Source organism: Leifsonia sp. AG29 (assembly GCF_009765225.1).
Lineage (GTDB): Bacteria > Actinomycetota > Actinomycetes > Actinomycetales > Microbacteriaceae > Leifsonia.
The window spans coordinates 1,593,098-1,610,370 of record NZ_VMSF01000001.1 but is presented as its reverse complement, the minus strand read 5'-3'; the positions used below and the strand labels follow the sequence as shown (position 1 = coordinate 1,610,370).

Here is a 17,273-nt window from a genome sequence, read left to right as displayed (position 1 = left end):
CCCGTCGACAATCCCGATTCCCGGAGAGTTGCCGTTATGACCAAGAAGATCGTCGTCACCGGTGTGGGCGCCTCGTCCCCGCTCGGTGGCACCGCACCGGAGAGCTGGGCCGCGCTGCTGGCCGGCGAGTCCGGCGCCCGGACGCTCGAGCACGACTGGGTCGCCCAGTACGAGCTCCCCGTCACGTTCGCCGCCGAGGCGAAGGTGCGCCCGGAGGAGGTGCTGGAGCGCCCCGTCGCCAAGCGCCTCGACCCGTCGAGCCAGTTCGCCCTGATCTCCGCGATGGAGGCCTGGAAGGACGCCGGCGAGCCCGACGTCGCCCCCGAGCGGCTCGGCGTCGACTACGCCACCGGCATCGGCGGCGTCTGGACGCTCCTCGACGCGTGGGACACGCTCCGCGACCGCGGCCCCCGCCGGGTGCTGCCCATGACCGTGCCCATGCTCATGCCGAACGCGGCCTCCGCCGCCGTCTCGATGCACTTCGAGGCCCGCGCCTTCGCACGGACCGTGGCCTCCGCCTGCGCGTCGAGCACCGAGTCGCTCGTCAACGCCTACGAGCATCTGCAGGCGGGTCTCGCCGACGTCGTGATCGCCGGCGGCACCGAGTCCGCGATCCACCCGATCACCATCGCCTCCTTCGCGTCGATGCAGGCCCTGTCGCGCCGCAACGACGACCCGGCCACCGCCTCCCGGCCGTACAGCGTGGACCGCGACGGTTTCGTCATGGGCGAAGGCGCGGCGAGCCTGGTGCTCGAGACCGAGGAGCACGCGCTGGCCCGCGGCGCCCGGATCTACGCCGAGCTCGCGGGCGGAGGGGTCACCGCCGACTCGTATCACATCACGGCCAACGACCCGGAGGGGCGCGGGGCGAGCCGTGCCGTGCGCCTCGCGCTCGGCCAGGCGGGCGCCGCTCCCGACGAGGTCGTGCACATCAACGCCCACGCGACGAGCACGCCGGTCGGCGACCCGTCGGAGTACGTCGCTCTCCGCGAGGTCTTCGGGGACCGCGTCCACGCGATCCCGGTATCGGCGACCAAGGCGTCGACCGGTCACCTCCTCGGCGGCACCGGCGCTCTCGAGGCCGTCTTCACCGTGCTCGCCCTCCGCGATCGGGTCGCCCCTCCGACCATCAACATCACGGAGCTCGACCCGGCGATCCCGCTGCAGGTGTCCGGTCAGCCGCAGCCGCTCCCCGAGGGGCCGGTGCTCGCGATCAGCAACTCGTTCGGCTTCGGCGGTCACAACGCCGTCGCCGCCTTCCGCAGCGTCTGATCCGAAACGCGCGAACACGAAGGCCCCGGTCCGTCCGACCGGGGCCTTCGTCGTTCACCGCGAACGGGCGGCCGTGCCGGGCCCGCCGCGGGAGCGCGATCAGCCGACCTTGTGGAGCCAGGTGACCGACGTGTCGTCGTGCGCGTGGCGGAACGGTTCGAGCTCGTCGTCCCACGCCTGGCCGAGGGCGAGCCGGAGTTCGCGGTGCAGCTCGATCGCGTTCCCGCCGGCGATCTCCATGGCGTACCGGACGCGATCCTCCGGGATGACCGTGTTGCCCGCGGTATCTACCTGCGCGAAGAAGATCCCGAGGTCGGGGGTGTGCATCCAGCGGCCGCCGTCGGTGCCGAGGCCGGCGTCCTCCGTGACCTCGTACCGGAGGTGCTCCCAGCCGCGCAGCGCCGTGGCGAGACGCGCACCGGTGCCCTGGGGTCCCTCCCAGAAGAACTCTGTCCTGTGGGCGCCCCGAAGGACCGGCTGTGCCTCCCAGGTGAAGTTCACAGCACGGCCGAGAGCGCGACCCGCCGCCCACTCGATGTGGGGGCAGAGCGCGCTGGGAGAGGAGTGCACGTAGAGCACTCCTCGAGCTGCGTGTGCCGCCATGGTTCTCCTCCGTTCGTTGGTGCGTCTTCCCCTACGACCAGGAACGTCGGATGCTGCGGCTTGTGAAGTTGGACGCACTCGGGTGCGCTGCGTCGATTATGCCGGAGAATCGCGCGTAGTTACAAGATTGTGATTCGGTGATTCGGTCGCGACGGGAACGTCGAAGCGGAATAGCATACCGAGTATGTCGGTGCAGAACGGTTTCCTCGCCCTCCTGACGCAGGGCCCCGCGTACGGATCGCAACTCCAGAGCGAGTTCCTGTGCCGGGCCGCGCACCGCCGGGTGCTCAACGCCGGGCAGGTCTACTCCACCCTCGATCGCATGGTCGACCAGGGTCTCGTCGCCTCTGCCGGAACGACCGAGGACGGCCTCCCGCTCTACGCGCTGACCGACGCCGGACGGGACGCAGCGCGGCAATGGCTGACGGCCGGGCCGGGTGACGCCCGACCCGACTGGGACGAGATGCTCGACCAGGTGCTGATCGCCGCTTCTCTGGCGGAAGCCGACGCGCGGGCCATCGTCGACGACTACCGGGCGGCCTTCACCGAGAAAATCCGCTGGCTCACGCACGAGGCGGACTCGCGGGCGCTCCTCGCCGCGAACCGGGCGGCAGAGCTCGGCGCTCGCGCCGCGATCGAGTGGCTCGACGAGGTCGCGGCGGCACTGGAGGCGCACCCGGGAGCCCTCGTCCAGGCGCGCTCCCCCGAGCGACCGCGCCGCGGGCGCCGCCCGGCCGAACCGGCCGACGCCCGCTGAGCGGCTCCGCTCAGTGGAGGAGTTCGCCCTGCTTGTTCAGGACGTTCTTCTCCCCGGCCTCGATCGGCACGGCGAAACGGTTCTGCTTGGGAGGCAGCGGGCAGTTGAAGTTGTAGCTGAACGCGCACGGCGGCAGGACGGCGAGGTTGAAGTCGAGCGTCACCGTGCCGTCGTCGTTCGGGACGACGAAGAGGAACCGGCCGACCGAGTAGGTGCTGTCGCCGTTCGTCGCGTCGGCGAACACGAGCTGGAGGGCCCGCCCGGCCTTGAACGCGGCGAGGTTGTAGTCGACGCCGTCCTTCGTGAAGGTGATCTCGCCCGGGATGACCATGTCGCGGGTAGCGCCGTCGTCCTTGAGGTGCTCGAAGCCGACCGTCTTGCCGCCCTCGATCGGTGTGAAGGCGGCCCTGATGATCCACTCGGGGTTGAACGGGAACGCGTCGATCGATCCGAACTCCTGGATGGCCTCGGAGTTCGCGTCCCACACGCGAAGCGCGTACTCGCCCTCCTCGCTGGCGATCACGAAGCCCGTGACGGTGTCGCTGAACCGGATCGAACCGGGGTTGGGGTCGTCCTTGCCGCGGACCACCGCGGAGCCGTCGACCAGCTCGCCGTCGACGACGATGCCGTCGGAGGCCGCCGCCGTGACCGTGAGGCCGGATTCTCCGTGAGGCAGCGGAGACCACAGGCCCGGCACGCCCCACACCGGTTGCTGCGTGTCCGGGTCGCCGGTGATCCACTGCGTGTTCACGAGGGCGAGATTGCCCTGCGGCGCGGTGACGGCCTGCTCGCGGCGGGCGCGGTAGCGCGCGAGGACCGCGTCGGGATCGGCGGGGGCGGTGGCGGTGTCGGTCATGGGATCCATCCTCTGTCAGGTCGACGGGAACAACCAGCCGCGACACCCTCTCATTCCCCGGCCGAGGGTCGCAACCGGCTCATTTCGCCTCGGCGTAGCTGTCGACGACTGCGGCCGTGACCGGGAACTCGACAGGAAAGCTTCCGAACAGGAGGACTCCGGCGCGCCGGGCGGACTCGGTGACGGCGGCCGCGGCGGCCGGGGCGAGCTCCGCGGGGGCATGCACGATCACCTCGTCGTGGAGGAAGTAGACCAGGTGCGGCGCGTCGGTGATCCAGGTGCCCGGCGCGAGGTCGACGAGCCGGTTGCGGAGCTCGGCCATCCAGCAGAGCGCCCACTCGGCCGCCGAGGCCTGGACGACGAAGTTCCGTGTGAACCGCCCCCAGTCGCGCGAGACCGACCGGGCCCTCCGCTCGTCCGCGGCGGTCGAGCCGTCGCCGGAGGCGGCTGACTGGGCCGACTGCCAGGCCGCCCCGGGAGGAGGCGAGCTCCGGCCGAGGCGAGAGGTCGCGATCTCCCCGCGCTCGCCCGCGCGGGCGGCCTCCTCGACGAGCCGCACGGCGCGGGGGAAGGCGTTCGCGAGCCGGGGCATCAGGCGGCCGCTCTCCCCCGTGGTGGCGCCGTACATCGCGCCGAGCATCGCGACCTTGGCGTGTGCGCGCTCCTCCACGGCTCCGGTGGCGACGATCCCTTCATACAGGTCTTTGCCGCGGCCGGCGGCGGCCATCGTCTCATCGGAGGCGAGACCGGCCAGGAGGCGCGGCTCAAGCTGCGCCGCGTCCGCGACGACGAGCTTCCAGCCGGGATCGGCGACGACCGCGCCCCGAACCTGGCGCGGGAGCTGGAGCGCCCCTCCCCCGCGCGTGGCCCAGCGCCCGGTCACGACGCCGCCGGGCACGTAGTCGGGGCGGAACCGGCCGTCGCGCACCCAGGTGTCGGCCCACGTCCACCCGTTCGCGGTCAGGAGGCGGCTGAGCTTCTTGTACCGCAGCAGGGGGTCGATCGCCGGGTGCTCGAGGCGCCGCAGCTCCCACGACCTCGTCGAGGAGACGACGAGACCGGCCCGCTGAAGGGCGCGCAGCACCTCCGGCGGACTGTCGGGATTGAGGTCGGGCGCGTCGAGGGCGCTTCGGATGTCGGCGGCCAGGTCTTCGAGCACGGCGGGCAGCCCATACGGCGGCCGGGGCCCGAGGAGGCCAGCGAGTAATTCGTCGTGGCGGCGTGCGCTGTAAGGCAGCCCGGCGTGGTGCATCTCGGCGGCGATCAACGCCCCCGCGGATTCGGCGGCGAGCAGGAGGCGCAGGCGGCCGGGCTCGCGACTGGCGGAAAGCGCCTCCTCCTGCAGAAGGAACTCCGCCAGCGGCGAGGGCTCGGCCCGATCGTCGTCGAGGTCGAACAGCGGAAGGTGCTCCGGCCTCCGCGGGACCCCTCCTTCGGCGGAGGCGCCAGGCGAGTCCCACGGCCCGGGCGGCGCCGTGGCGAGCGCCGATCCGGCGGAGAGCGTCGACCCCCGCAGGATGGCATGGCACAGGCGCAGGTCGACGCTCCGCTCGACTCGCACGTGGGCCGCCAGCAGCGCCGGATACCAGGCGCGCGTGTCGTTCCAGACCCAGCGCGGCCTCTCCTCCGCTTCCAGCGCCCGGACGAAGGCCGGCAGGTCTCCGGCGGACACGATGGATTCGTCGAGTCGAGCCCCGCGTGCCACGGCGGAGTCGTCCCCCGCTCCCCGGAGGCGAACGGCGCGGACGGAATCGCGGCCGAGGCGCTCGAGGATGACATGCACCCCTCCATTCTCCCGGCGCCATCCGACATCGGCGTGGCGCTTGCCACCAGGAAGAGAGATGAGGATAATTCATCGCACGAATGCCGACCCGAAAGGCATGATCGACGATGACCGTCTACCTGCACGACAGCCAGGGCGTCTGGATCGCGTTCCGGACCGACCCGCAGGACCGCTACCTGTTCAATCCCGACGGGGACTGGATCGGCTGGTTCCCGTGGAACGACGAGGACGCTGTCACACCCGATGGCCGATACCTCGGGACCATCCGGGGCGACCGGATCTTCGCGGAGCGAGCGCATCCGTACCGCGGCGATCCCGGCTACCCCGGCGCGCCGGCACATCCCGGCCAGGCGCCGTACCCGGGCGCCGGCTACTACACGGGTGTGCCCGACGACTGCGACGATGTCGCCAGCGCCCTGCTCTGGCCGCGGCTCGCCTCCTGACGGCCCGCGCGAGCGGGTCGCGTCGCCGGGTCAGTCGGACAGGCCCATGAGCCGTGCCCGCAGGGCCGGCCACGACTCGTTGAACCCCGGGTGCAGGGGAAGTTCGGACACGCGCTCGATCGCGACCCAGCGCAGCTCGATGCTCTCCACGTCGGCCATGTGGACGTCGAAGGGCCGGAGCGCCTCGGCGACCACCGTGGTGTACGACCAGTAGCCGAGATCGAGCACACTCTCGAACAGCACGTTCACGGCGTCGGGAGGCACGGCGGCCTCCTCGAGCGCCTCCCGGAGGGCCCCCTCCACGGCGGACTCGCCCTCGTGGCGCGCCCCGCCCGGCAGCCCCCAGGTGTTCCCGAAATGACTCCAGTCGGCCCGGTGCTGGAGGAGGACTCCCCGGCGCACGTCGTGCACGAGGAGCCCCGCCGCGCCATAGCGCCCCCAGAAGCGCCGGCCGTCCGGTCCCTCCACCCACGCGTCACCCGAGTTCACGTCTCCACGTTAGTCGCAGCACCCGCGTGCCGGACCGGGGCCGTCACGCCGGGTCATCCCGAGCCGTCCGAGGCGCCGGCACAGGCCTAGGGTGGAGGGATGACGGCACGGAGCGCGGGGATCCTCCTCTACCGCCGCAGGGACGACCTGGAGGTCTGGATCGCCCACATGGGCGGTCCGTTCTGGGCGCGCAAGCAGGAGGGTGCGTGGTCGATCCCGAAGGGTCTCACGGAGGAGGGCGATGGCGGTGACGAGGTCGCTGCGGCGGTCCGCGAGTTCACCGAGGAGATCGGCACGCCTCCCCCCGACACCGGATACACGCTCCTCGGCGAGTTCCGGGGCTCGGGGAAGATCATCGTCGCGTTCGCCGCCGAGGCCGACTCCTTCGAGCCCGAGACCGTCACAAGCAACACCTTCGAGCTCGATTGGCCGCCCGGTTCCGGACGCACCCGGACCTTCCCGGAGGTGGACGACGCGCGGTGGGTGCGCCTTCAGGAGGCCCGATCCCTGCTCACGAAAGCGCAGCGTCCGATCCTCGACGCTCTGCTGGCCCACCTGTCTCCCGCGGAATGAGCACAACTCACCTCTAGCCACGGACGGGCCGCCTCCGCGATACTCCTCATCGAGGGACCACCATGCGATCCGGGCCGACGGCGGCGGCGGGGCGGGAGGACGACTGTGGCGAAGAGCAAGGCCGAGAAGGCCGCGGAGAAGGCACTGCAGGCCGCGCGCGAGGCCGTCGACGAGGCGGAGCGCGCCGTGCGCAAGCTGGACAAGAAGTCGCGCAGAGAGGCCGAGGCGCTCGCGGACCGTCTGCAGACGACGGAGAAGGACGCCCGGAAGGCGGTGCAGCGCTCCAGACGGGCCGCTCCGGCCGGCGGATCCGCGGGGAGCGCAGCCTCCCGGCCGCCCGCCCCGCAGCACAGCACCGGCATCCCCACCTTCCGCGATCTGCGCGACCGGGCGAAGGCCCGCGGCATCCAGGGCTACTCGCGGATGAACAAGGCCCAGCTCCTCCACGCGCTCGGCGAGGGATGACCGTTCACCCCGCGGTAACCGGGCCGCCGTAGTCTTCCCGGTCGTGTCCGACCCCTCCGCGACCGATGTCCGGGCGTTGCTCCTGCGCTCGGGGGAGGCGGCGCCTCCGCGGACGCTCATCGATGTGCTGGCCGAGAGTGCTGCGCGGCACCCGCTCGCGTCGGCGCTGGAGGACGCGGACGGCGCTCTCAGTTACCGCGAGCTGCTCTCCCGCGTCAACGCCCTCGCGGCTCGCCTGCGACAGAGCGGGATCGGTGCCGGGGACCGCGTCGGCGTCCGGATGAGCTCGGGGAGCCGGCAGCTGTATCTCGCGATCCTCGGGGTGCTCGCCGCGGGCGCCGCCTACGTGCCGGTCGATGTCGACGACCCTCAGGAGCGCGCGGACCTCGTGTTCGGCGAGGCGCGCGTGCGGGCCGTGCTGACGGACGACGGTCTCCGGGTCGACGGCGGCCCGGCGACCACCGTCGCGGCGATGGACGACCCGTATCCCAGCACAGCGGCCCTCACCGTGGTGACGCCTCCCGCGCCCGACGACGACGCCTGGATCATCTTCACGTCGGGATCCACGGGCACGCCGAAGGGCGTCGCCGTCCGCCACCGCTCGGCTGCCGCCTTCGTGGACGCCGAAGCGCGCCTCTTCGTTCAGGACGAGCCGATCGGACCCGGCGATCGCGTCCTGGCCGGTCTCTCGGTCGCCTTCGACGCCTCCTGCGAGGAGATGTGGCTCGCGTGGGGCCACGGCGCCTGCCTCGTCCCGGCACCGCGCTCGCTGGTCCGCACCGGCATGGACCTCGGCCCGTGGCTGTCCGCCCACCGCATCACCGTCGTCTCGACGGTCCCGACGCTCGCGGCGCTCTGGCCCGTCGAGGCGCTCGACAGCGTCCGCCTGCTCATCTTCGGCGGGGAGGCGTGCCCGCCGGAGCTCGTGAACCGCCTCGCGGTGGAGGGACGCGAGGTCTGGAACACGTACGGCCCGACCGAGGCGACCGTCGTCGCCTGCGCGGCGCCCCTGGCCGCGGGCGAACCGGTGCGCATCGGCCTGCCGCTCGACGGCTGGGACCTGGCCGTGGTCGACGAGGAGGGACGCCCCGTCGCCCACGGCGGCAGCGGCAAGCTCGTGATCGGCGGCGTCGGACTCGCGCGGTACCTCGACCCGGCGAAGGACGCCGAGAAGTACGCCGCGCTCCCCTCGCTCGGCTGGGAGCGCGCGTACCGCAGCGGGGACCTCGTCCGGCACGACCCGGCCGGGCTCTTCTACCTCGGCCGGGCGGACGACCAGGTGAAGGTCGGAGGCCGGCGCATCGAACTGGGCGAGGTGGAGGCGGCGCTCCAGCAGCTCCCGGGCGTCTCGGGTGCCGCAGCGGCGGTGAGACGGACCGCGGCCGGGAACGACATCCTGGTCGGCTACCTCGCCGTGCCCGATCCCTCCCTGTTCGATCGGGCAGCGGCGATCGCGCGGCTCCGGCAGGAGCTCCCCGCGGCCCTCGTGCCGTTGCTGGCGATCGTCGACGAGCTGCCGGTCCGCACCTCCGGCAAGGTCGACCGGGCGGCGCTCCCGTGGCCCCTCGACGATGCCGGGGCGGCCCCCGACGACACGGACTCGGACCAGGCGGCCGATCCCGCGTCGCGCGAGCTGGCCGCGGACTGGAGGAGCGTCCTCGGGATCCCCGTCTCCGGACCGGACGACAACTTCTTCGACCTCGGCGGAGGGTCGCTGGCGGCGGCTCAGCTGGTGTCGCTGCTCCGCCGCCGGCACCCCGATGCCACCGTGGCCGATGTCTACGCCCACCCCCGCTTCGGCGCGATGGCCGAGGCGCTCGCCGAGAGCTCCCCGTCAGGATCCGCGGCCTCCACCCACGAGGTGCCCCCGACGCCCCTCGTCATGCGCGTTCTCCAAACGGTGCTGGGCATCCCGCTGTTCATCCTCAGCGGGATCCGCTGGCTGCTGTACCTGCTCACGGCAGCGGCACTGCTGCGGCCGCTCGGCGGCTTCGAATTCCTGCCGAGCGTGCAGCCGGTCTGGCTGATCGTCGGCCTGCTCCTCTTCGCGACACCGTGGGGGCGGATGGCGATCTCGGTCGTGGCCGCGCGCCTCCTCCTCGCCGGTGTCCGGCCGGGTGACTACCCGCGCGGCGGCCCCGTGCACCTCCGGCTGTGGCTCGCCGAGCAGGTCGCCCACCAGATCGGGGCGGCAAGCCTCGCCGGAGCCCCCTGGATCAGCTATTACGCGCGGGCGCTCGGCGCGACCATCGGGCCCGGCGTCGACCTGCACGCCCTCCCACCGGTCACCGGGATGCTGCGCATCGGCCGAGGTGCCTCCATCGAGCCGGAGGTCGACCTGGCCGGCTACTGGATCGACGGCGACGTGGTGCGGATCGGCGAGATCAGGATCGGCGCGGGGAGTTCGGTCGGCGCCCGCAGCTCGCTGATGCCGGGCACGAAGATCGGGAGGGACGCGACCGTCGCCCCCGGCTCCGCGGTCTTCGGCCGGGTGCCGGCGGGTCAGAACTGGGCCGGCTCCCCCGCCGTCCGCGTCGGCCGTTCGCAGGTGTGGTGGCCGCAGGAGAGACCGCCCCGGCGCACGCGCTGGCTCGTCGCCTACGGCGCATCCTCGGTCGTCGTCTCGCTGATCCCGGTCGTCGCGCTCGCCGTCGGCGGTGCCGTCGTGGCCGCGTTCGTGCGCGGAGCCGCCACGGCGGGCGAGCTGATCGGCCGTGCCTCGGCGGGCCTCATCCCGGGGGTGCTGGCGGCGGGAATCGTGCTGGCCGGGCTCGTCGTCGTCCTCGTCCGGCTGCTCGGGCTCGGGCTCCGCGAGGGGGTCGCGCCCGTGAGGAGCCGGATCGGATGGCAGGTGTGGTCCACCGAGCGCCTTCTCGATCTCTCGCGGACCGTGCTGTTCCCGCTCTATTCCAGTCTCTTCACGCCGGTGTGGCTCCGGCTCCTCGGAGCACAGATCGGGAGGGACGTGGAGGCGTCGACGGTCCTGCTCCTCCCCCGGATGACCCGGGTCCGCGACGGCGCCTTCCTCGCCGACGACACGCTCGTCGCTCCGTATGAGCTCGGGGGCGGGTACGTCCGGATCGCGAGCGTGGAGATCGGGGCGCGCGCCTTCCTCGGCAACTCCGGGATGGCCGGGGCGGGGAACCGGGTCCCGCGGGACGGCCTCGTCGCCGTGCTGTCGTTCGCGCCCCGGAAGGCGAAAGCGGGGTCGTCGTGGCTCGGCTCGCCGCCAGTCCGATTGCGTCGCCAGGCGCAGGACGCCGACGTCTCGCGCACCTACGCGCCGAGCCGCGCTCTCAGGGCCGCCCGGGCGACGTGGGAGGCGCTGCGGATCGTCCCGGTGTTCGTCACGTGCGCCATCGGTCTCGGGGTCCTCTTCGCCCTCGGGGGGATCGACGCCGCCTGGGGCACAGGCTGGGCCGTCGCGCTCAGCGGCCTCGTGCTCCTGGCGGCGGGCGGTCTCGCCGCGATCGTCAGCTCGGCGGCGAAGTGGCTGCTGCTCGGCCGGCTGCACCCGGGAGAGCACCCCCTCTGGTCGTCCTTCGTGTGGCGCAGCGAGGTCTCCGACACCTTCACCGAGATGGTCGCCGCGCCGTGGTTCGCCTGGTCCGCCGCCGGGACGCCCGCGCTGGTGTGGTGGCTGCGCAGCCTCGGGGCGCGGATCGGAACCGGCGTCTGGATCGACAGCTACTGGCTGCCCGAGGCCGATCTCGTCTCGCTCGGCGATGCATCCACGGTCAACCGCGGGTGCGTCGTGCAGACTCACCTGTTCCATGATCGAATCATGTCCATGGATCAGGTCACGATCGAGCGAGGCGGAACCCTGGGGCCGCACAGCGTCATCCTCCCCGCCGCCGCCATCGGCGAGCACACGACGGTCGGACCGGCGTCGCTCGTGATGCGCGGCGAGACCGTGCCCTCGCGGAGCCGCTGGAGCGGCAATCCGATCGGGCCGTGGCGCGAGGTGGTGGTCCGGGAGTACCGGGCGCGAGCCGCCCGATGACCGCCGTCTCGCCGGGCGCCACCGCGCGTCACGTCTACCTGCCCCGTTCCGGCAGCGCCGATTACGCCGTCTCGAGCTACGACCTCGCCCTGGACTACCGCGTCGCGACCAACCGGCTCGACGCGACCGCGATCATCACCGCCCGGGCGCTCGTACCCCTCGCGTCCATCCCGTTCGATCTCGTGCACCTCCGAGCCAAGCGGGTCCGGGTCGACGCGGAGAAGCGCGCCCGCTTCACACAGACGACGACGCACCTCAACGTCCGTCCCGCGGCTCCCATCCCGGCCGGTGGCGAGTTCGTGGTCACGATCGAATACGGCGGATCCCCGACGCCGCGGAGGACCCGCTGGGGCGCGCTCGGGTGGGAGGAGCTCACCGACGGCGTCCTGGTCGCGGCGCAACCATCGGGCGCACCGACGTGGTTCCCGTGCAACGACCGGCCGTCGGACAAGGCGACGTACCGGATCAGCGTGACGACCGAGCAGCCGTACACGGTCATCGCGACCGGCGAGCTCGAGGAGCACACCGTCGACCGGGGTCGCGGGACGTGGACGTTCGTGCGTGACGAGCCGACCGCCTCCTACCTGGCCGCGGTCCAGATCGGCCGCTACGTGGTCGAGCCCCGTCGAACGGCCGGTGTGGACAGCATGATCGCCTACCCCGGCGCACTCGCCAAGCGGGTCCTCAGCGACCTCGCGCCCCTCGGCCGCATGCTGTCGGCCTTCCAGGAGGCGTTCGGCCCGTACCCCTTCCCGTCGTACACGGTGGTCGTCACGGAGGACCCGCTCGAGATCCCGCTCGAGTCGCAGGGCATGGCGACATTCGGCTCGACGCACATCGACGGCCGAGGCGGGTCGGAGCGGCTCATCGCGCACGAGCTCGCGCACCAGTGGTTCGGCAACAGCGTGGGGCTCGCCTCCTGGCGCGACATCTGGCTGAACGAGGGGTTCGCCTGCTACGCGGAGTGGCTGTGGTCGGAGGCGTCAGGCGGTCTCAGTGCCTCGACCCACGCACGTGCACATCACGCCCGTCTCCGCCTGGCGCCCAAGGACCTCCTGCTGGGCGACCCCGGACCGGACCTGATGTTCGACGACCGTGTCTACAAGCGGGGGGCGTGCCTGCTTCACGCTCTCAGACGGCGTATCGGCGACGAAGGATTCTTCACGATGCTGCGGGCCTGGACCGCCGACCATCGCTTCGCCGTCGTGACGTCGGCGGACTTCGAAGCGCACGCGGCTCGCTATTCGGACACGCCCCTCGATGGGTTCTTCGACGGGTGGCTCCGGTCGACGGCGCTTCCCGCGCTCAGCGACTGACCTCCGACATCGCGACGGCGATGGTCACGAGAGAGCGGTCGGCGAGCCAGGTGCGGAGTCCGTAGTCCGCGCTGTCGAGCCGTGCCCGGCTGCGGCGCACGTCGACCCGGGCGGGGTCCACGCGCAGTCCCCTGCCATCGGCCTTCAGGACCGCCTCGACCGCGGTCCAGCGCCGGAGAGGGTCGCCCCTCCCCGGTGACATCGCCTCGATCGCGCTCAGCCGGTCAGGTGCGGTGTCGACCGGCTCGGCGTCGATGCCGACCGGAAGGGTGGCGGCGACAGCGTAGGCGCTGCCTGCCGAGTGGGTGAGGGCCACATGGACCATCAGGGCGCCCTCCGCGAGAACCGGACGTCCGTGAGACAGACCGCAGTCCGGGCAGATCGCCGTGATGCGGGCGTCCGCACCCGCGCCATGGGCTCGCGCGGCGCGCAGGAGGGCCTCACGCCCGGCCAGGAACGCCCCCCGCGGGCAGCCGCGGAGGGAGGCCAGACGATCGCGGTCGCCCTCCGAGAGGGCGACCGCGATCTGCTCGGACGCGTCGCCGTGGCGCACCACGAAGACCTCGCTAACGACCCCCGGCGCCCACACCACGGGCCGATCGTATCGCCGGGATCAGCGCGGAGGCTCGGTGTGACGCCCGCCATCGATGCGAGGAGCCTCGTGCGCGGTGCCGTCGTCGACGCGCGGCGCCTCGTAGGCCCGGTCGGCCGGCGCCGCGGTCGCCGCGGTGCCGGCGGGAGCCGCCTCCGCACCGTCGGCCGAGTCGACGCGGTTGCCGTGGCGGTCGGTGCGCACATCGGGGTCGACATCGTCGGCCTTGCGGAGCTTGTCCTCCGACTCGGCGCGCACCTCCGCCGCGGACCGCTCGCGCTCGTCGGCCTCCCGGCGGAGCCTCTCGGCCTCGACCTCGGCCTGCTTCGCATCGGCAGCAGCGCGAGCCGCCTTGGCCTCGCGCTCCCGGGCGGCGAGGTCGTGCTCCGCCGCCTCCTGCCTCAGCTCGCCGGCGCGCTGCCGGTCAGCCTCCTGCTTGCGCCGGCGTCCCACCGTCGACGCGATCACGACGATCGCGATGATGACGATGACCACGACGACGATCAAGACGATCCATCCGGTAGTGTTCATGCCCGGCACGGTACGCCGCACCGCGGATATTGCTAGGAGGGTGAACGGTCACGCCCCGCGGGACGAGATTCCCGTGAGCACGAGAACGACCGCCAGAACCGCCAGGGTCACGGCCGCACCGCCGAGGGCCGCCCCGACGGTGCCGAGGACCAGACTCGTCCGCTGATGCGATCGCCGCGCCTTGACGGCCGCAGGGATCCCGGTCGCTAGCGCGGTCGTCCCGCAGCCCACGACCAGGAGCGCGAGCAGCGGGTCGAGCCCTCGCGTGCCGAGCAGGGCGAACCCGGCCGCAACGACGCCGAACACGAGGCCGACCACCGCGGCGGCGTTCCCCGGGCGCGCGGCCACGGGCACGGGAGCGGCCGTGACGACGTCGGCCTGCCGCACGGTCTCGGTCCACGTGCGGCCGTCCCACCAGCGCTGCCAGCTCGGATCTCGGGCGTCGGGATACCACCCGGGGGGCGGCAGCTGGGTCATCGGCGGCTCGGAGCTCATGCCCTCGACACTGCCAGGGCCACGGCGGGACCGGCAGTCCCCAGCCGGGGGTGGCGGCTCGGCGGAACGCTGCGACGCTCAGCGCTGAGCGCACCGCGCTGTAGGGCGGACGGGACTTGAACCCGTGACCGAACGATTATGAGTCGCTTGCTCTAACCGGCTGAGCTACCGCCCCTCGGCGCCGGACCCCGTCACTCGGGGGCCGGGACGCCGGGCGCCGACTCCGTCACGGGGTCGGCCACCGGCTCACCACGATACAGGCTTTCGAACGTGCTGATCGTGGTCTGGATGTCGTGCGAGGCCACGATCCGCAGCGACGCCTCTTTGAGACGGTCGAGCTCGTCCTGCGGCATCGTCAGCACCCGCTCGAGCTTGTCGGCGAGGTCCTGAGCGTCGCCCGGGGTGAACAGGTACCCGTTCTCCCCGTCGTGGACGAGGTGCGGGAGGGCCATGGCGTCCGCGGCGACCACCGGCAGGCCGGATGCCATCGCCTCCATGGTGGCGATCGACTGGAGCTCGGCGATGGAGGGCATCGCGAAGACCGTGGCCCGCGTGTAGGCGGAGCGGAGCTCCTCGTCGGTCACGTACCCGGTGAAGGTGACGCGGTCGGCGATCCCCAGCGTCTCGGCGAGGGCCTGCAGGTTGCGGAGCTGGTCGCCGCCGCCGACGATCTCGAGCCGTGCGTCGAGCGACGCCGGGAGGCGCTTCACCGCGTTCAGCAGGACATCGATGTGCTTCTCCCCGGTGACACGGCCGACGAAGAGGATGCGGTTGGCCGTCCGCGGGGAGAAGTCGGGGGTGTAGTTCTGGGCGTCGATCCCGCACGAGATCGCGTGGACGCCGCGCAGCCCGGTGGCCTTCTCGAGGAACTGGGCCGCCTTGCGCGTCGGCGTCGTGACCGAGCGCGCCTTGTCGAAGCTCTTGCGTGCATCCTTCCAGGCGAGCTTCACGAAGGTGTTCTGGAGGAACTTGGGCAGGATCGTGAACTCCATGATGTTGTCGGGCATCACGTGGTTCGTGGCGACGATCGGGATCCCGCGCTTCTCGGCCTCGTAGGCGAGGCCCCGGCCGACGACGATGTGCGACTGCATGTGCACGACGTCGGGCCTCACCTCGTCGAGGACGCGGCGGGCGTTGGCCTTGCTCATCCACGGGAGGGCGAACCGCAGCCAGTCGTGCGGGTACCAGCGCCAGCTGCGCAGACGGTGCACGGTCATCGGGCGGCCCTCGTGCTCTTCGATCCAGGTCCCGTGACGCCGGCTCGCCGCGGGGGCGACGATATGCACGTCGTGACCGCGCTCGACGAGACCGGCCGCGAGACGCTCCGCGAAGCGCGCGGCGCCGTTGACATCCGGCGGGAACGTGTCGCAGCCCATGACGATGGTCAGAGGAGGCTGCGCGGGCTGGGTGGGATGCGGTCCGCTCGTCTCAGGCACGTTTTTCGTTCCCTCACGGTCGTGGGCCGGGATGGTGGATCCGGCGAAGGCCTCGCCGGGAGCGCGCCCCCGGCCGGTTCAACGGCCTAGTCTAGGCGGTTTACTCGGCCGCGTCGGCAATCCGCTCGGCCACCGGCGCGTCCTCCCCCGTCTGCGGGTGGTACTTCGCGAGCCGGAAGACTCCGACGATCGCCACCGCGCCGGTGAGCGCGAACCCGACCATCGCCCACCACGGGGCCCCGGCCGCCTCGTCGAGCACGACGATGCCGATCGTGACGGCGACGAGCGGGTCGATGACGGTCAGGCCGGCGATCACGAGGTCGGGCGGCCCCGACGAGTAGGCGTTCTGGACGAAGTACGCACCGAGCACGGCGGCCGCGAGGAGCGCGACGATCACGAGGACCAGCAGCCAGTCGATCTGCTGCTGGGAGATGCGGTCGATGGCCACCTTCGCCAGGGTCGCGACGAAGCCGTAGAGCACCCCGGCTCCGACGATGTACATGATCGCCTTGAACCGGTGGCGCAGGAAGACGAACAGGAGCGCGAAGGCCACCAGGACCACGGCGAGGATGATGAGGATGATCACGAGGGACCGCGTCGTGACGGGCAGATCGCGCGCGAAGACGGCGGCGAGCAGCACGAACGCCGCGACGCCGCCGACACAGAGCGACACAGCGACGATCGACTGCCGATTGAGCTTCACGTGGCTGACCCGCGCGTTCAGGATGCTCGTGATCACGAGCCCGACGACGCCGAGCGGCTGCACCAGGATGATCGGCGAGAGCTTGAGGCTCACCAGCTGGAAGACGATGGCGAGCCCGAGGAGCAGGGTTCCGATGACCCAGGAGGGACGGGCCAGCAGGAGGCTCAGCTGGCGCGGGTTCAGGCCGCTCGACGCGCTGCCGGCCATGGCCTCCACCTTGGTGACCCCGTGGTGCTGGAGCTGGGCGCCGATGGAGAGGAAGCACGCGCCGACGAGGGCGACGGGGATGCCGAGGAGCTGGCTGGGCTGGTAGCTCAGATCGAGCCCGCTCATCAGTTCCGTTCCCACCCCACGACCCTACAAGGAATGATCCCGATAGTCTTGCTGAATGGCCGTCCTCCCGATCCGGATCACCGGTGACCCCGTCCTGCACGAGAGAGCCGCCGAGGTGACCGTCGTCGACGACGAGCTGCGCCGCCTGGTCGCCGACATGTTCGAGACGATGGACGAGGCGCCCGGAGTGGGCCTCGCCGCACCGCAGGTCGGCGTCCCGCTGCGCCTCTTCGTCTACGGCTGGACCGACGACGACGTGCTCCATCGCGGCGTCGCGGTGAACCCCGTGCTGTGGCTGAGCCCTCTCACGGTCGGCGAGCCGGACGAGGAGAACGAGTCGGAGGGGTGCCTCTCGTTCCCGGGCGAGCGCTTCCCGCTGCGGCGCGCCGACCGGGCGATCCTCCAGGCCACCGATCTGGACGGCCGGGAGTTCGAGATCCGCGCCGAGGGGTGGCTCGCCCGCATCTTCCAGCACGAGTACGACCATCTCGACGGCGTGCTCTACGTCGACCGCCTCGACCACCCGTACGGCAAGGCGGCGCTCAAGACGCAGCGCAAGAACGGGTGGGGTGTGCCCGGCCTGAGCTGGCTGCCCGGCCGGGACCACCTCGAGGACTGATCGC

At 72.0% G+C, this 17,273-nt stretch carries 17 protein-coding genes and 1 tRNA gene; 8 read left to right on the top strand and 10 right to left on the bottom strand.

Translation table 11 applies throughout. The features are described from left to right. Window positions 1-36: 36 nt before the first annotated feature. On the top strand, window positions 37-1,272 hold the full coding sequence (locus FPT20_RS07785; protein ID WP_158864140.1) for a beta-ketoacyl-[acyl-carrier-protein] synthase family protein: 1,236 nt from the start codon (window positions 37-39) through the stop codon (window positions 1,270-1,272). A 99-nt stretch (window positions 1,273-1,371) separates the two neighbouring features. On the opposite strand, the gene FPT20_RS07780 is transcribed toward FPT20_RS07785, so the two are convergent. Then, a complete protein-coding gene (locus FPT20_RS07780) occupies window positions 1,372-1,875 on the bottom strand; it encodes a DUF3145 domain-containing protein (RefSeq protein WP_158864138.1) in 504 nt (167 codons plus the stop codon). Between the two features lie 184 nt (window positions 1,876-2,059). On the opposite strand from FPT20_RS07780, the gene FPT20_RS07775 reads away from it, so the two are divergent. Next, the gene (locus FPT20_RS07775; RefSeq protein WP_158864136.1) at window positions 2,060-2,632 is read left to right on the top strand and encodes a PadR family transcriptional regulator; all 573 of its coding nucleotides are present in this window, start codon (window positions 2,060-2,062) and stop codon (window positions 2,630-2,632) included. Between the two features lie 10 nt (window positions 2,633-2,642). On the opposite strand, the gene FPT20_RS07770 is transcribed toward FPT20_RS07775, so the two are convergent. Continuing rightward, window positions 2,643-3,488 (bottom strand): DUF1684 domain-containing protein, encoded by an 846-nt coding sequence (locus tag FPT20_RS07770; RefSeq protein ID WP_158864134.1) that lies wholly within the window; start codon window positions 3,486-3,488, stop codon window positions 2,643-2,645. A gap of 79 nt (window positions 3,489-3,567) precedes the next feature. Continuing rightward, window positions 3,568-5,271, bottom strand: coding sequence for a bifunctional 3'-5' exonuclease/DNA polymerase (locus FPT20_RS07765; protein ID WP_158864132.1), 1,704 nt, complete (start codon window positions 5,269-5,271; stop codon window positions 3,568-3,570). Window positions 5,272-5,378: 107 nt separating this feature from the next. On the opposite strand from FPT20_RS07765, the gene FPT20_RS07760 reads away from it, so the two are divergent. Further along, on the top strand, window positions 5,379-5,714 hold the full coding sequence (locus tag FPT20_RS07760; protein ID WP_158864130.1) for a hypothetical protein: 336 nt from the start codon (window positions 5,379-5,381) through the stop codon (window positions 5,712-5,714). A gap of 30 nt (window positions 5,715-5,744) precedes the next feature. Here FPT20_RS07760 and FPT20_RS07755 read toward each other — a convergent pair whose 3' ends face one another. Continuing rightward, window positions 5,745-6,203, bottom strand: a complete 459-nt coding sequence (locus FPT20_RS07755; RefSeq protein ID WP_158864128.1) for an NUDIX hydrolase — start codon at window positions 6,201-6,203, stop codon at window positions 5,745-5,747. Window positions 6,204-6,302: 99 nt separating this feature from the next. Here FPT20_RS07755 and FPT20_RS07750 point away from each other — a divergent pair, with 99 nt between their 5' ends. The 4 genes from FPT20_RS07750 (at window position 6,303) to FPT20_RS07735 (ending at window position 12,560) form a co-directional block, all read left to right on the top strand. Next, a complete protein-coding gene (locus FPT20_RS07750) occupies window positions 6,303-6,776 on the top strand; it encodes an NUDIX domain-containing protein (protein ID WP_158864126.1) in 474 nt (157 codons plus the stop codon). A 105-nt stretch (window positions 6,777-6,881) separates the two neighbouring features. Further along, the gene (locus FPT20_RS07745; protein WP_158864124.1) at window positions 6,882-7,241 is read left to right on the top strand and encodes a hypothetical protein; all 360 of its coding nucleotides are present in this window, start codon (window positions 6,882-6,884) and stop codon (window positions 7,239-7,241) included. A gap of 43 nt (window positions 7,242-7,284) precedes the next feature. Next, on the top strand, window positions 7,285-11,244 hold the full coding sequence (locus FPT20_RS07740) for a Pls/PosA family non-ribosomal peptide synthetase (protein WP_158864122.1): 3,960 nt from the start codon (window positions 7,285-7,287) through the stop codon (window positions 11,242-11,244). Next, window positions 11,241-12,560 (top strand): M1 family metallopeptidase, encoded by a 1,320-nt coding sequence (locus FPT20_RS07735; RefSeq protein ID WP_158864120.1) that lies wholly within the window; start codon window positions 11,241-11,243, stop codon window positions 12,558-12,560. Before FPT20_RS07740 ends, FPT20_RS07735 begins: the two co-directional genes overlap by 4 nt. Here FPT20_RS07735 and FPT20_RS07730 read toward each other — a convergent pair. The 6 genes from FPT20_RS07730 to FPT20_RS07705 all read right to left on the bottom strand — a co-directional run bounded on the left by FPT20_RS07730 (window position 12,550) and on the right by FPT20_RS07705 (window position 16,665). After that, window positions 12,550-13,152: a 4'-phosphopantetheinyl transferase family protein gene (locus FPT20_RS07730; protein ID WP_233265438.1), complete on the bottom strand. Its 603-nt coding sequence runs from the start codon at window positions 13,150-13,152 to the stop codon at window positions 12,550-12,552. The genes FPT20_RS07735 and FPT20_RS07730 overlap by 11 nt on opposite strands. A 21-nt stretch (window positions 13,153-13,173) precedes the next feature. Continuing rightward, window positions 13,174-13,683: a hypothetical protein gene (locus tag FPT20_RS07725; protein ID WP_233265437.1), complete on the bottom strand. Its 510-nt coding sequence runs from the start codon at window positions 13,681-13,683 to the stop codon at window positions 13,174-13,176. Between the two features lie 48 nt (window positions 13,684-13,731). Then, window positions 13,732-14,178, bottom strand: coding sequence for a DUF2510 domain-containing protein (locus FPT20_RS07720; protein ID WP_199245715.1), 447 nt, complete (start codon window positions 14,176-14,178; stop codon window positions 13,732-13,734). A 101-nt stretch (window positions 14,179-14,279) separates the two neighbouring features. Continuing rightward, window positions 14,280-14,353, bottom strand: a tRNA-Ile gene (locus FPT20_RS07715). 16 nt (window positions 14,354-14,369) lie between these two features. Beyond that, entirely contained in the window at window positions 14,370-15,614 is a 1,245-nt protein-coding gene (locus FPT20_RS07710) for a glycosyltransferase (protein ID WP_233265436.1), read from the bottom strand. A gap of 100 nt (window positions 15,615-15,714) precedes the next feature. Beyond that, window positions 15,715-16,665, bottom strand: a complete 951-nt coding sequence (locus FPT20_RS07705) for a DMT family transporter (RefSeq protein ID WP_158864118.1) — start codon at window positions 16,663-16,665, stop codon at window positions 15,715-15,717. 40 nt (window positions 16,666-16,705) lie between these two features. Here FPT20_RS07705 and def point away from each other — a divergent pair, with 40 nt between their 5' ends. Then, window positions 16,706-17,269, top strand: a complete 564-nt coding sequence (gene def / locus FPT20_RS07700; RefSeq protein ID WP_158864116.1) for a peptide deformylase — start codon at window positions 16,706-16,708, stop codon at window positions 17,267-17,269. Window positions 17,270-17,273: the final 4 nt, after the last annotated feature.

What these genes read in the sequence shown, in the direction of transcription:
- FPT20_RS07780 (WP_158864138.1), bottom strand. Translation starts at nt 1,875, where the DNA reads ATGGCGGCACACGCAGCTCGAGGAGTGCTCTACGTGCACTCCTCTCCC.
- FPT20_RS07785 (WP_158864140.1), top strand. Translation starts at nt 37, where the DNA reads ATGACCAAGAAGATCGTCGTCACCGGTGTGGGCGCCTCGTCCCCGCTC.
- FPT20_RS07725 (WP_233265437.1), bottom strand. Translation starts at nt 13,683, where the DNA reads ATGAACACTACCGGATGGATCGTCTTGATCGTCGTCGTGGTCATCGTC.
- def (WP_158864116.1), top strand. Translation starts at nt 16,706, where the DNA reads ATGGCCGTCCTCCCGATCCGGATCACCGGTGACCCCGTCCTGCACGAG.
- FPT20_RS07750 (WP_158864126.1), top strand. Translation starts at nt 6,303, where the DNA reads ATGACGGCACGGAGCGCGGGGATCCTCCTCTACCGCCGCAGGGACGAC.
- FPT20_RS07775 (WP_158864136.1), top strand. Translation starts at nt 2,060, where the DNA reads ATGTCGGTGCAGAACGGTTTCCTCGCCCTCCTGACGCAGGGCCCCGCG.
- FPT20_RS07720 (WP_199245715.1), bottom strand. Translation starts at nt 14,178, where the DNA reads ATGAGCTCCGAGCCGCCGATGACCCAGCTGCCGCCCCCCGGGTGGTAT.
- FPT20_RS07770 (WP_158864134.1), bottom strand. Translation starts at nt 3,488, where the DNA reads ATGACCGACACCGCCACCGCCCCCGCCGATCCCGACGCGGTCCTCGCG.
- FPT20_RS07760 (WP_158864130.1), top strand. Translation starts at nt 5,379, where the DNA reads ATGACCGTCTACCTGCACGACAGCCAGGGCGTCTGGATCGCGTTCCGG.
- FPT20_RS07735 (WP_158864120.1), top strand. Translation starts at nt 11,241, where the DNA reads ATGACCGCCGTCTCGCCGGGCGCCACCGCGCGTCACGTCTACCTGCCC.